A 13,722-nucleotide genomic window follows, 5' to 3' on the forward strand; every position below is an offset into this window, starting at 1 on the left:
AACCATGGCAACCAAAGGCGGACGCGAAAAAATCAAGCTGCAGTCCACAGCGGGCACCGGTCACTTCTACACCACGACCAAGAACAAGAAGACGACACCGGACAAGCTGTCGATCATGAAGTTCGACCCCAAGGCTCGCAAGCATGTCGAGTACAAGGAAGCCAAGCTGAAGTAATTCGGTTTACCGGCTTTCTCCCATAAAAAAACCCGCTGCATGCAGCGGGTTTTTTTATGGCAACGCTGAACAAGCCCCTCGCGCGCCGCGCATCCCGGCTGCGGGCGGTTTGCTTCGTTGCAAATCCTCGCCATAGCTTCGGCTATGGCTGCGGTTTGCGCCTCGCATCCCATCCCGCGGCCGGGCGCGCGCCATCACGGGAACTTATTCAGCGTTGCCTTAACTTTCAGCGTTTACACCCCTCAGCGCGCGAGGGGTTGTACCGATCAGGGTTGGCGCGCCTGAACCGCGCGCAACTGCTGCGAGAACTCCCGCAGCGCTGCGATGCCACTGTTCTCGGCCCGCCGGCACCATGCCTGAAGATCTGACGCCAGTTGTTCCCGCGTCCGGTTCGTACTGAGCCAAAGCTGACGCAATTCCTCGCGCATCGAGACCATCTGGTCGAGCACCGGGTTAGCCGCGCGCGCCTGCTCGATCTTGCTGCGAACATCCGCCGGAACCTTGTCGACATCGCGATGCAGCCAGCGCTTGACTGCCTGCAGTACCGAGGCGTCGAGCGCCTGCTGGCGCAGGGTCGGCAATTCCGCCCGAACCACCGCCCGCATACGCCGGGCATACGCGGCCATCACCTCGTAGCGGTGGGCAATCAGAGCTTCGAGCGTTCGCTCATCCGCAACGGGCCGTGCGACACCATAGGCCACACGCGGCGGGATCTTCTTCACCGTCGCAAGACCCAGGCTCTGCAAGATACGGATGTAGAGCCAGCCGATGTCGAACTCAAAGGGCTTGACCGACAGCTTGGCCGAAGTCGGATAGGTGTGGTGGTTGTTGTGCAGTTCCTCCCCGCCGATGATGATGCCCCACGGGAAAATGTTGGTGCTGGCGTCGGGCGCTTCGAAGTTGCGATAGCCCCAGTAGTGCGCCGCGCCATTGATGATGCCCGCAGCGGTCACCGGGATCCAGGCCATCTGCACCGCCCACACCGCCAGCCCCGCGGCGCCGAACAAAGCGAGGTCGACGATCATCATCAAACCCACGCCCTGCCACGAATAACGGGAATACAGGTTGCGCTCGATCCAGTCATCCGGCGTGCCGTGGCCGAAGCGGGCCAGCGTCTCGGCATTTTTGGATTCGGCGCGGTAGAGCTCCGCGCCTTGCAGCAGCACGGTGCGGATGCCGTGCACATGCGGGCTGTGGGGGTCTTCGGGCTGCTCGCACTTGGCGTGATGCTTGCGGTGGATCGCGGTCCACTCCTTGGTGACCATACCGGTCGTCAGCCACAGCCAGAAACGGAAGAAATGAGCCACGACGGGGTGCAAGTCCAACGCCCGATGCGCGGAATGCCGGTGCAGATAGATCGTGACGCTGGCGATGGTGATGTGCGTCATCACCAGGGTGAACAGCACGATTTGCCACCAGGAAGCCTGCCAAAGCCCATGTGCCAGCCAGTCGATCGCGGCGGAAAGAATCGGCGTATCCAAAAGACTCATAAACGAAAAACACCTCAAAACCGGGACGCAAAAAGCCGCACCCCATCTGCTCATTTTATGGCGCGCACGCGCCTGGAACACCGCAGCCCGCAACAAAGCCCCGCGAATTCGAGGACAGGGGCGCCGCGTGCGCCACGGTCGATCGGCGGTGGGCCGCGGCGCACCGTGTGGCCCGCGTCGAATTCACCGCAAACGCCGCGCCGATCTCGGCCGCGTCCAGCGTGTCACCCGCGGCGCTGCCAGACTGCCGCGAAGAAACCGTCGGTGTGGTGGCGGTGGGGCCAGAGCCGCAGAAAACGTCCGTCGGCCGTGCACAGAGCCTCGGCTTCGGCAAGCTTGAGACCCCGAAAGACCTCAGCCACGGGCAGGGGCTCGAATTCCGGATGGCGCTCGGAAAAGGCAGCGGCAATCGCCTCGTTTTCTTCGGGCAGCACGCTGCAGGTGGCATAGACCAGTCGGCCACCCGGTTTGAGCAGGCGCTGCGCACTCTCCAGTATGGCGGCCTGTTTGGTCACGAGTTCGGCGACGTCCTGAGGCGTCTGGCGCCACTTCAGGTCCGGGTTGCGGCGCAGCGTGCCCAACCCCGAACAAGGCGCATCGACCAGCACCCGGTCGATCTTGCCCGCGAGGCGCTTGACCCGCTCGTCGCGCTCGTGCGCCAGCGCCGCCGGATGCACATTCGACAGGCCACTGCGCGCCAAGCGCGGCTTGAGCGCCTCCAGCCGGTGCGCCGACGTGTCGAATGCATACAAGCGCCCGGTGTTGCGCATCATGGCGCCGATGGCGAGCGTCTTGCCGCCGGCCCCGGCGCAGAAGTCGACCACCATCTCGCCCCGGTGCGCATCGAGGATCCAGGCGAGCAACTGCGAGCCCTCGTCCTGAACTTCAATGGCCCCGCGACGGAAGGCTTCGATCTTTTGCAGCGCCGGCTTGCCTTCGATCCGCAAGCCCCAGGGTGAATACGGGGTTGGCGCCGCACGCACCCCGGCCTCGGCCAGCTCGCGCTGGACGTCGGCGCGCTTGGCAACGAGCACGTTCACCCGCAGGTCGAGCGGCGCGGGTTCATTGAGGCTGGCCGCCAGGGCCTCGAATGCGTCGCCCACTTGCGCACGAAGCGCATCCGCGAGCCAGTCGGGCAGGTTGTGCCGATGCTGCGGCAACCAAGCCTCCGGCGGGACTGCGTCGCAAGCGTCGAGCCACTGTTTTTCGGAGTCGCTCAGCGCGCTCTTGAGGAAGTCCCGTGGCCCGTGAAAGCCCAGGATCGCCAGCCGCCGTTCGCGCGGGCCCTGGCCCGATCGGGCGAGCGATTCGAAGCGCAGCTTGTGCCGCAGCACGTTGTAGGCGGTTTCCGCGAGCGTGGCCCGCTCTCGGGGCCCGAGTTGTTTGTGCTGGCGGAAGTACCGCGAAACGATGGCGTCGGCCGGATGATCGAAACGCAGAACCAGCGCCACGAGTTCGGCGCAAGAGTCCAATAGGGCTTTGGGATGCATGGGTGCTTGAGGTTGGATGCGCGCGCAGTCCCGTCACTGCCAGTCGCCAGTCAAAAAAAGGCCCTCAAGCTGCGACGGCTCGATGCCGACGCAGCCACTGGGCAATGGCTTGGGGATAGATGCGATGCTCCTGGCTCAGCACCCGCGCAGCGAGCTGCTCGGGTGTGTCGCAGGGCAGCACGGGTACGGCCGCCTGTTCCAGTATCGGGCCGTGATCCAGCTCGGCCGTCACTTCGTGGACGGTTGCTCCCGCAACACGGCAGCCCGCGGCGATGGCGCGCTGGTGGGTGTGGAGCCCCGGAAACGCCGGCAACAAGGATGGGTGGATGTTGAGCAAGCGCCCCGCGTAGCGCTCGACGAAGCCCGGGGTCAAGATGCGCATGAAGCCTGCCAGAACCACAAGCGCAGGCTCTTGGGGCTGCTCATAGCCATCGATCACCCGAGCCAGGGCTTCATCGAATGCTTCTCGGGTGGCGTAGGCGCGGTGGTCGACGACCTGCGTCTCGAGGCCGTGCTCGCGAGCCCAGGCGAGCCCCTTGGCCTCGGGCCGGTTGCTGATGACGGCTGCCACGCGAGCCCCGAAGCGCTCGGGCCACTGATCCCGCTCGGCCGCGGCGGCAATGGCCTGCATGTTCGAGCCGGTGCCGGAGATCAAAATCACGATGTTTCTCATTGCCTGCGATTATCCCTGCCATGACCCTGGACCCGAACACCCACGCTCACCCCGACGCCGCGACGCCCTGCCCGGCGCGCCCCTTGACGCCTACGGAAGCCCGCGTCCTGGGCACCCTGATGGAAAAAGCCCGCACGGTGCCCGACAGCTACCCGCTCACGCTACTGATGGTGCAGGCTGGCTGCAATCAGAAGACCAGCCGGGAACCGGTGATGCAGCTCGAAGAAGCCGAGGTGCTCGAAGCCCTCGAAGCGCTCAAGGCGCTCGACCTGGTGGTCGAGGTCGGCGGCGCGCGCGTGCCACACTACGAACACAAGGTCCAGCGCGCCCTGCGCATCCCCGAGCAGTCGGCGGTGCTGCTCGGGCTACTGATGCTGCGCGGGCCCCAGACGGCCGCTGAATTGCGGCAAAACGGCGAACGCTGGTACCGTTTCGCCGATGGGTCTTCGGTGGAAGCCTTCCTCGAAGAACTGCAGGCACGCCCGCCCGAGCGCGGTGGTGCCCTGGTCGTCAAGCTGCCCCGAGCACCGGGCGCGCGCGAGGCGCGCTGGATGCACCGGCTCTGCGGCGATCCGGAGCCCATAGGTGGCGCCGCCAGCGCGACAGTCGGCCAAGCAGCGGCGGCCATCCCCGCGCGTGTCGAGGCCCTGGAAGCCGAGGTCGAACGGCTGCGCGCGCAGGTCGAACGCCTGATGCGGGAACTGGGCTTGTCGCCGGATGGACAGTGAAAAGCGCACGCTCGTGCGCACAATGCCTGCTTCTTGACGCTCGGCCGACCGAACGGCTGACCCCACCCCACGGAGCAACGCCATGGACTTGGCTTTCACGCCTGAGGAACAGCAATTCCGAGAAGAGGTGCGCGCCTGGGTGCGCGCCAACCTGCCGCCCGACATCGCGCACAAGGTGCACAACGCCCTCACGCTCAGCCGCGACGACATGCAGCGCTGGGCGAAGATTCTGGGCAAGAAAGGCTGGCTCGGCTACGGCTGGCCCAAGCAGTTTGGCGGCCCGGGCTGGAACGCCGTGCAAAAGCATTTGTTCGAAGAGGAATGCGCTCTTGCCGGTGCGCCGCGCATCGTGCCCTTCGGGCCGGTGATGGTGGCGCCGGTCATCATGGCCTTTGGGACTCCGGAGCAACAGCAGCGCTTCCTGCCCGGCATCGCCAGCGGCGAGGTGTGGTGGAGCCAGGGCTACAGCGAGCCGGGCGCGGGCTCCGACCTCGCGTCATTGAAGACCCGCGCCGAGCGCCGCGGCGACAAATACATCGTCAACGGCCAAAAGACCTGGACGACGCTCGGGCAGTATGGCGAGTGGATCTTCTGCCTGGTCCGCACCCGCACGGAGGGCAAGCCCCAGACCGGTATCAGCTTCCTCTTGATCGACATGAAGTCGCCAGGTGTGACCGTCCGCCCGATCCGCCTGCTCGACGGCGAATGCGAGGTCAACGAGGTGTTCTTCGACAACGTCGAGGTTCCGGTGGAAAACCTGATCGGGGAGGAGAACAAGGGCTGGACCTACGCCAAGCACCTGCTCAGCCATGAGCGCACCAACATCGCCGACGTCAACCGCGCCAAGCGTGAACTCGAGCGCTTGAAGCGCATCGCCAAGACCGAGGGCGTGTGGGACGACCTGCGCTTTCGCGACCAGATCGCGCTGCTGGAGGTCGACATCGTCGCGCTCGAAATGCTGGTGCTGCGCGTGCTGTCGGCCGAAAAGTCCGGCAAACAATCGCTCGACATCGCAGGCTTGCTCAAGATCCGCGGCAGCGAGATTCAGCAGCGTTACAGCGAGCTGATGATGCTCGCCGCCGGACCTTACGCCTTACCCTTGATTCGCGAAGCGATGGAGGCCGGCTGGCAGGGTGACGCGGCGCTCGGCGCGCTGGGTGGCTTCCCCGGCGGCGTGGTGGCCCATGCGCCGCTGGCGTCGACCTACTTCAACATGCGCAAGACCACGATCTACGGCGGCAGCAACGAGGTCCAGCGCAACATCGTGGCCCAGACCGTGCTCGGTTGATCCTGCAGGAGCCCCATCATGGATTTTGATTTTTCCGACGATCAGCTCGCCCTGCGCGAGGCAGTGGCCCGCTGGGTGGAGAAAGCCTATCCGTTCGAGCGCCGACGCGCCATCGTGGCAGCCGGCGGCTTCGACCGCGGGGTTTGGGCCGAGTTGGCCGAGCTGGGCCTCACCGGGCTAACCGTCCCCGAGGACGACGCGGGCCTGGGCTACGGCGCCGTTGAGGCCATGGTGGTCATGGAAGAACTCGGCCGCGGCTTGGTGCTCGAGCCGCTCGCGCAGGCCATGATCGCGGCGCGCCTGCTCGCAGGCTATGCCGAGCCGGCGCTGCGCGCCGAGTGGCTGCCGCGCCTGGCCCGCGGCGAGGCTCTGATTGCGCTCGCGCACCAAGAGCGTCGCGCACGCTACCGGCTCGACGTGTGCGACGCCGAGGCACAGGCGGGCGACGGGGCCGCGGGCTATGTGCTCAGTGGCTTGAAAAACCTCGTTCCGGCTGGCGACCATGCCGATGCCTATCTGGTCCCGGCGCGCCTGGACGGTGCTCTAGCGCTGTTCCTGGTGCCGCGGGGCACGGGGGTCGCCACCCGCGGCTACGGCACGCAGGATGGCAGCCGCGCCGCGGACGTGCAGTTCGACCGTGCCGCTGCGATGCTGCTCACGGGTGAAGGCCTCGCCGCACTCGAGCTTGCGCAAGACCTGGGGATCGCGTCGATCGCGGCCTACGCCGTCGGGGTGATGGACCGCACGCTCGCCGTCACCGTGGAGTACCTCAACACGCGCAAACAGTTTGGCGTGCCCATCGCCAGCTTCCAGGCGCTGCGCCACCGTGTGGCCGACATGAAGATGCAGTTGGAACTCGCCCGCTCCATGAGCTACTACGCCAGCCTCAAGCTCAACGCGCCGGCCGATGAGCGCCGCCGGGCGCTCTCGCGCGCCAAGGTGCAACTCGGGCATTCGATGCGCTTCGTCGGCCAGCAAGCCGTGCAATTGCATGGCGGCATCGGCGTGACCGACGAATACATCGTCAGCCACTATTTCAAGACGCTGACCCAACTCGAAATGACCTGGGGTGACACCTTGCACCATCTGGGCGAGGTGTCGGCGCGCATGCAGGACACGGCGGGCGTGTTCGCCTGACTTGCCTCAAGCCAGAAGGCGGGAATTCTTGGGCACGTGCGCCATCAGGAACTCCATCTGGTCGGCGAGGATGCGCCGGTTGCGCAGGATGAAGTCCTCCCAAAGGCTCGGCACATAAGGCGCATAGAGCAGCGTCATGCCGGCCTGCTCCGGCGTGCGCGCACCCTTGCGATGGTTGCAGGCGCGGCAGGCCGTGACCACGTTCATCCAGTGGTCGCGGCCGTTTTGCGCGAAGGGCACGATGTGCTCGCGCGTGAGTTCATGGTCCGGGAACACGCCGCCGCAGTAGGCGCAGAGGTTGCGGTCGCGCGCGAACAGCTTGAGGTTGGTGAGCGTGGGCCGCAGGTCGAAGGGGTTGATGTTGGGCACGCCGCGCGTACCGATGATGCTGCTGACCGCGATGATCGACTGACGACCGGTGCGCGCATTGTGGCCGCCGTGGAACACCGCCACCTCCTGGCCGAGTTCCCAGCGCACCTCGCCCGCGGCATAGTGAATCACCGCCTGTTCGAGCGAAATCCACGACTGCGGCAGCCCTTGGGCCGACAGCTTGAGCACCTTCACGCACACCTCCATGCTAGGGGTTGGTCACGTCATGCAGAGCCGGATGAGCGGCGCAGACCGGCGCGGCGCCGCACCGGTCACAATATACGCCCGTTTCATGACAATTTAACGGATACCCCGGCGTGAAACGGCGCCATGGCGCTATGAAATCCATACCAGAATCGGGCATGAAAATTTTCCGCGGCCTGCACCATCAGGGCCTGGCCGAGGCCTGCGCGCTGACCATCGGCAACTTCGACGGCGTGCATCGCGGCCACCAGGCCATGCTGGCGCTGCTGCAGAACGAGGCTCGGCATCGGGGCATTCCGAGCTGCGTGCTGACCTTCGAGCCGCATCCGCGCGACTTCTTCGCCGCGCAGGCGCAGCGCGCCGACATCGCGCCCGCGCGCATCGCCACGCTGCGCGACAAGCTGCAGGAACTGCAGCGCTGTGGCGTCGATCAGGTCGTGGTTCTGCCCTTCAACGCGGCGCTGGCGGCTCTGTCGCCCGACGAATTCATCCAACGCGTGCTGGTTCAGGGGCTGGGCGCACGCTATGTGCTCGTGGGGGACGACTTTCGCTTCGGGGCCAAGCGCGCCGGCGACTACGCGCTGCTCGATGCGGCCGGAGCGCGTGCGGGTTTCGAGGTGGCTCGGATGCTGAGCTACGAAATCCACGGCGGCCGGGTGTCGAGCTCGGCGGTGCGTGCGGCGCTGTCTGAAGGACGCATGAGCGACGCAGCGGCCTTGCTCGGGCGGCCCTACAGCATCAGCGGGCATGTGGTCCACGGCCGCAAGCTCGGCCGCGCCCTCGGGGAGACAGCGCCGGCCGCGGGCGACGGTTTTCGCACGCTGAACCTGCGCTTTTCCCATTGGAAGCCGGCCGCCAGCGGCATCTTTGCGGTGGAAGTGCACGGCCTGGGCGCGCAGGCGCTGCCGGGCGTGGCCAACCTGGGGGTGCGGCCCTCGCTCGACCCGCGCGACGTCAACGGCGGGCGGGTGCTGCTCGAGACCCATTGCTTCGACTGGCCCGAACCCCTCGGGATCGAGGGGGCCTACGGTAAAATCATCCGGGTGGACCTGCTGCACAAACTGCACGACGAACTCAAATACGACAGCCTCGATGCGCTGACAGCAGGCATTGCGCGCGACTGCGAGGACGCCCGTCGCTTTTTTGCCGAGCGTTACGCCCAGACCCGTCGGCAGACCACCCGCGACCGAATTCCGGACTGAAGCAGCCCCCTCGGCCGTCCCCACGGCCTGGCCACAAGCGCTGCCCCGGCGCTCGCACCCCGAGCCTCCTTTCCGCCAGACTGAAACTGGCCCGCCACTTTCGGCGAGACCGCACGAGTTTTCCCCATGTCCGACAAAAACGCCCCCGCCAAGACCGATGCCGCCAGCCCCTGGCGCGTCACGCTCAACATGCCCGACACGCCCTTTCCGATGCGGGGCGACCTACCCCGGCGGGAGCCGGGCTGGGTGCAGCAGTGGGATGAAAGCGGCCTCTACCTGAGGCTGCGCGCTGCACGGCAGGGCGCGCCGCTGTTCGTGCTGCATGACGGGCCGCCCTACGCCAACGGCAAGCTGCACATCGGCCATGCGCTGAACAAGGTGCTCAAAGACATGATCGTCAAGAGCCGGCAGCTGGCCGGATTCGACGCGCAATACATCCCCGGGTGGGACTGCCACGGCCTGCCGATCGAAAACGCGATCGAGAAGCTCCACGGCCGCAAGCTCAGCCGCGACGAAATGCAGGCCAAGAGCCGCGCCTACGCCACCGAGCAGATTGAGCAGCAACGCGAAGACTTCAAACGCCTGGGCGTGCTCGGGGACTGGGCGCGGCCCTACCGCACCATGGATCCGGTCAATGAAGCGGGCGAAATCCGTGCGTTCAAGCGCGTGATCGAACGCGGCTTCGTCTACCGGGGGCTCAAACCCGTCTACTGGTGTTTCGACTGCGGCTCCTCGCTGGCCGAGTTCGAAATCGAATACCAGGACAAGCAGTCCACCACGCTCGACGTCGCCTTCGAAGCCGACGACCCCGCGCGTCTGGCCGCCGCCTTCAACCTCGCGGCGCTGCCCGCAGGCCGCAGCGCGTTTGCCGTGATCTGGACCACCACCGCCTGGACGCTGCCGGCCAATCAGGCGCTCAACGCCCACCCGGAACTCGAATATGCGCTCGTCGACACCCCGCGCGGGCTGCTCGTGCTGGCGGCGTCCCTGGTGGAATCGTGCCTGGCGCGCTGGGGACTCGAGGGCGAGGTGATCGCCACCGCGCGGGGGCAGCAGCTCGGCGGCCTGCAGTTCCGCCACCCGCTCTATGACGTGGACGCCGGCTACCGCCGCCTGTCGCCGGTCTATCTGGCCGAGTATGTGAGCGACACCGACGGCACCGGCATCGTGCACTCTTCGCCCGCCTACGGCGTGGATGACTTCAACTCCTGCATCGCGCACGGCCTGCGCACGGAGGACATCCTCAACCCGGTGCAGGGCGACGGGCACTATGCCCCGACGCTGCCGCTGTTTGGCGGCATGAACATCTGGCAAGCCTGCGACCGCGTCATCGAGGCGCTGCGCGCGGCGGGCCGCCTCATGGGCACGGTGGGCATCACGCACAGCTACCCGCATTGCTGGCGGCACAAGACGCCGGTGATTTATCGCGCCGCCGCCCAGTGGTTCATCCGCATGGACGAAGGCGAAGGCGTGTTCACCACCGACAAAGCGCCCAAAACGCTGCGGCAAATGGCGCTCGAAGCAATCGAGCACACGCGCTTCTACCCCGAAAACGGCAAGGCGCGGCTGCGCGACATGATCGCGAACCGGCCCGACTGGTGCATTTCGCGGCAACGCGCCTGGGGCGTGCCGGTGCCGTTTTTCCTGCACAAAGAGACGGGTGAACTGCACCCGCGCACGCTCGAAATCCTCGACCAGGCCGCCGCCATCGTCGAGCAGGGCGGCATCGAAGCCTGGAGCCGCACCACCGCCGAGGACATCCTCGGCCCCGAGGACGCCGCGCACTACACCAAGAGCGCCGACATTCTGGAAGTCTGGTTCGACTCGGGCTCGACCTTCTGGCATGTGCTGCGCGGCAGCCATGCCCATGCTTACCCGAACGGCTGCTGCCACGCCGAAGGGCCCGAGGCCGACCTCTACCTCGAAGGCCACGACCAGCACCGCGGCTGGTTCCACAGCTCGCTGTTGCTCGGCTGTGCGATCGAAGGGCGCGCGCCCTACCGCGGTCTGCTGACCCACGGCTTTGCCACCGACGGCCAGGGCCGCAAGATGAGCAAGAGCCTGGGCAACGTGGTCGTGCCGCAGGAGATCAGCAGCAAGCTGGGCGCGGAAATCGTGCGTCTGTGGGTCGCCAGCACCGACTACTCGGGTGACCTCAACATCGACGACAAGATCCTCGCCCGGGTGGTCGATGCCTACCGCCGCATCCGCAACACGCTGCGCTTCCTGCTGGCCAATACCAGCGACTTCGACCCGGCGCGTGACGCGGTGCCCGAGTCTCAGATGCTCGAAATCGACCGCTGGGCGCTGTCGCACGCGGCCGAACTGCAAGCCGACATCCTGCGCCACTACGACGCCTACGAGTTCCACCCCGTCGTCGCCAAGCTGCAGGTGTTTTGCTCCGAAGACCTCGGCGCGTTCTACCTCGACGTGCTCAAGGACCGGCTGTACACCACCGCCCCGAAGTCGATGGCGCGCCGCAGCGCACAGACCGCGCTGCACCAGATCACCCACGCGATGCTGCGCTGGATGGCGCCTTTCCTGTCCTTCACGGCCGAGGAAGCCTGGGCGGTCTTTGCCGGGGCGCAGAACCAAGGTTCGATCTTCTTCGAGACCTACTGGCGGTTCGCCACGCCCGACGAGGCACTGCTCGCCAAATGGGCGCGCATCCGCGAAATCCGCGAAGTGGCCAACAAGGAAATCGAGGCGGTGCGCGCCACCGGTGCCGTCGGCCCTTCGCTGCAGGCGCTCCTGACCATCACCGCCGGGCCCGACGATGCGGCCCTGCTGCGCTCGCTCGGCGACGACCTGAAATTCGTCACCATCACCTCGGCGGCGACGGTGGTCGACGGCGAGGCGCTGGCCGTGCAGGTCACCCCCGCCACCGCGCCCAAGTGCGAGCGCTGCTGGCACTACCGCGACGACGTCGGAATCGACCCCACGCGCCCCACGATTTGCGGCCGCTGCGTCGCGAACCTGGCCGAAAGCGAAGGCATCGGTGCGGGCGAGCCCCGGCACTGCGCCTGAAGACTGGAAAGCCTCGCCGTGGCCAAAGCCCTATCCTCCGCCCGCGCTTCCTTGACCTTGTGGCTCACGCTGGCCGTGTTCATCGTGGTGCTCGACCAGTTCACCAAGGTGCTGATACTCGGTAACTACGCTCTTGGGGACAGCGTAGGGGTGACGAGCTTCTTCAACGTCGTACGTGTGCACAACACGGGCGCGGCTTTCTCGTTCCTCGCCGGTGCGAGCGGCTGGCAGCGGTGGTTTTTCACGGGGCTCGGCCTCGTGGCGACGGTGGCCATCGTCTGGATGCTGCGCAGGCATGGGCACCAGCGGCTCTTTGCGTTCGCGCTGAGCTGCATCCTCGGGGGTGCGGTCGGCAACGTCATCGACCGGCTGCTGCACGGCTACGTGGTCGATTTCCTGCAATTTCACTGGCGCTGGCTCGAGCCGGTCTTTCCGGGCGGCTATTTCCCGGCGTTCAACGTGGCCGACGCGGCCATCACCGTGGGCGCCGCTGCGCTGATCCTCGACGAGCTGCGCCGTGTGCGGCAGGCGCGCTGAGCCGCTGCACCCTTCGGAATCTTCCGGCCTGTTTCGACTTAATCTGCGACCCTCAGCCCTCTCATGAACCCGAACACCGACCTGCCTGAGCGCACCGAACCCCGGCTGACCTCGCTCTCACACGGCGGCGGCTGCGGCTGCAAGATCGCACCGGGCGTGCTGTCGGACATTCTGCGCGGCACGACGCAACTGCCCATCCCCGAGGCTTTGCTCGTGGGCATCGAAACCGCCGACGACGCCGCGGTCTATCGCCTCAACGACACCCAGGCGCTGGTGGCCACCACCGATTTCTTCATGCCCATCGTCGACGACCCGTTCGACTTTGGTCGCATCGCCGCCACCAATGCGCTGAGCGATGTCTACGCCATGGGCGGCACGCCCATCATGGCGCTCGCGCTGGTGGGCATGCCGATCTCGGTGCTCTCGACCGCCACCATCGGCCGCATCCTCGAAGGTGGCGCGTCGGTGTGCCGCGCCGCGGGCATCCCCATCGCCGGCGGGCACACGATCGACTCGGTCGAGCCGATCTACGGGCTGGTGGCTCTGGGTCTGGTGCACCCGGCGCGGGTGCGGCGCAATGCGGATGCGCGCGCGGGCGATTGGCTGATTCTCGGTAAGCCGCTGGGCGTCGGAGTGCAGTCGGCCGCGCTCAAAAAAGACCTGCTCGATGCCGCGGGCTATGCGCGCATGATCGAAACCACGACGCGGCTCAACACCCCGGGGCCGGATCTGGCTGCGCTCGACGGCGTGCATGCGATCACCGATGTCACGGGCTTTGGCCTGGCCGGCCATGCGCTCGAAGTCGCGCGCGGCTGCGGCCACGCGGTGCAGATCGACTGGGCGCGCGTGCCGCTGCTCGAAGGCGTGCGCGCGTTCGCCGAGGCAGGCGTCGTCACCGGTGCCTCGGGTCGGAACTGGGCAGCTTATGGCGCCGAGGTGGCGCTGCCCGAAGGCTTTGCCCCCACCGACCGCGCGCTGCTGACCGACCCGCAAACCAGCGGCGGGCTGCTGGTGTCCTGTGCGCCCGAAGCAGCAGCGAACGTGCTCGAGGTGTTCCAACGTCACGGCTTTGCCGACGCCGCCGTCATCGGCAGGGTCGATGCGGCGCCGACCGGCGAGGGCGCCGCCCGTCTCGTGATTCGCTGAGCTGCGTTCCCCTCAGAGGCTGAGAGGGAATTGGGCGTGCCCGAAGGGGCGCCCCAAAATGCGCCCGAGTAGGCGCAAAGCACAGCCGTAGCTCGGGCTACGGCGCGCATTTGCAACGCCCTCTGGCGTGTTTTGGGGCGTCAAAGCGGGCATGACCAATTCCCTCTCAGCCTCTCAGACCGTCAGAACCGTGCTGCCCACCGTCTGGCGCGACTCGAGCGCGCGGTGCGCCTCGGCCACGTCCCGGATCGCAAAG

The 13,722-nt window shown here is 66.7% G+C and carries 12 protein-coding genes; 8 read left to right on the plus strand and 4 right to left on the minus strand.

The annotated features are described in order from the left end of the window. The first annotated feature begins 4 nt into the window (after positions 1–4). The gene (gene rpmG / locus JHC36_RS04180) at positions 5–175 is read left to right on the plus strand and encodes a 50S ribosomal protein L33 (protein WP_124220511.1); all 171 of its coding nucleotides are present in this window, start codon (positions 5–7) and stop codon (positions 173–175) included. 266 nt (positions 176–441) lie between these two features. On the opposite strand, the gene JHC36_RS04185 is transcribed toward rpmG, so the two are convergent. The 3 genes from JHC36_RS04185 to purN form a co-directional block, all read right to left on the minus strand. Then, positions 442–1,665, minus strand: a complete 1,224-nt coding sequence (locus tag JHC36_RS04185) for a DesA family fatty acid desaturase (protein ID WP_287916245.1) — start codon at positions 1,663–1,665, stop codon at positions 442–444. Positions 1,666–1,889: 224 nt separating this feature from the next. Further along, the gene (locus tag JHC36_RS04190) at positions 1,890–3,155 is read right to left on the minus strand and encodes an RsmB/NOP family class I SAM-dependent RNA methyltransferase (protein WP_287916247.1); all 1,266 of its coding nucleotides are present in this window, start codon (positions 3,153–3,155) and stop codon (positions 1,890–1,892) included. A 64-nt stretch (positions 3,156–3,219) separates the two neighbouring features. Continuing rightward, on the minus strand, positions 3,220–3,828 hold the full coding sequence (gene purN, locus JHC36_RS04195; protein ID WP_287916249.1) for a phosphoribosylglycinamide formyltransferase: 609 nt from the start codon (positions 3,826–3,828) through the stop codon (positions 3,220–3,222). A gap of 20 nt (positions 3,829–3,848) precedes the next feature. On the opposite strand from purN, the gene JHC36_RS04200 reads away from it, so the two are divergent. From JHC36_RS04200 to JHC36_RS04210, 3 genes are all read left to right on the plus strand, one after another. Then, complete coding sequence (locus JHC36_RS04200; RefSeq protein ID WP_287916250.1) at positions 3,849–4,556, plus strand: YceH family protein; 708 nt, start codon at positions 3,849–3,851, stop codon at positions 4,554–4,556. An 82-nt stretch (positions 4,557–4,638) separates the two neighbouring features. Further along, positions 4,639–5,844: an acyl-CoA dehydrogenase family protein gene (locus JHC36_RS04205; RefSeq protein WP_287916251.1), complete on the plus strand. Its 1,206-nt coding sequence runs from the start codon at positions 4,639–4,641 to the stop codon at positions 5,842–5,844. A gap of 18 nt (positions 5,845–5,862) precedes the next feature. Then, on the plus strand, positions 5,863–6,981 hold the full coding sequence (locus tag JHC36_RS04210; RefSeq protein ID WP_287916254.1) for an acyl-CoA dehydrogenase family protein: 1,119 nt from the start codon (positions 5,863–5,865) through the stop codon (positions 6,979–6,981). Positions 6,982–6,987: 6 nt separating this feature from the next. On the opposite strand, the gene JHC36_RS04215 is transcribed toward JHC36_RS04210, so the two are convergent. Continuing rightward, positions 6,988–7,545: an HNH endonuclease gene (locus JHC36_RS04215; RefSeq protein WP_287916256.1), complete on the minus strand. Its 558-nt coding sequence runs from the start codon at positions 7,543–7,545 to the stop codon at positions 6,988–6,990. 167 nt (positions 7,546–7,712) lie between these two features. Here JHC36_RS04215 and JHC36_RS04220 point away from each other — a divergent pair, with 167 nt between their 5' ends. The 4 genes from JHC36_RS04220 (at position 7,713) to selD (ending at position 13,466) form a co-directional block, all read left to right on the plus strand. Next, a complete protein-coding gene (locus JHC36_RS04220) occupies positions 7,713–8,756 on the plus strand; it encodes a bifunctional riboflavin kinase/FAD synthetase (protein WP_287916258.1) in 1,044 nt (347 codons plus the stop codon). A 126-nt stretch (positions 8,757–8,882) separates the two neighbouring features. After that, complete coding sequence (gene ileS, locus JHC36_RS04225) at positions 8,883–11,783, plus strand: isoleucine--tRNA ligase (RefSeq protein ID WP_287916261.1); 2,901 nt, start codon at positions 8,883–8,885, stop codon at positions 11,781–11,783. 18 nt (positions 11,784–11,801) lie between these two features. Beyond that, positions 11,802–12,320 carry a signal peptidase II gene (gene lspA, locus JHC36_RS04230; RefSeq protein ID WP_124220531.1) on the plus strand — a complete coding sequence of 173 codons (519 nt, stop codon included), beginning with the start codon at positions 11,802–11,804 and terminating at the stop codon, positions 12,318–12,320. 63 nt (positions 12,321–12,383) lie between these two features. Next, positions 12,384–13,466 (plus strand): selenide, water dikinase SelD, encoded by a 1,083-nt coding sequence (selD, locus tag JHC36_RS04235; RefSeq protein ID WP_287916265.1) that lies wholly within the window; start codon positions 12,384–12,386, stop codon positions 13,464–13,466. Positions 13,467–13,722 lie beyond the last annotated feature (256 nt).

The organism is Tibeticola sp., from assembly GCF_022759015.1.
GTDB lineage: Bacteria > Pseudomonadota > Gammaproteobacteria > Burkholderiales > Burkholderiaceae_C > Tibeticola > Tibeticola sediminis.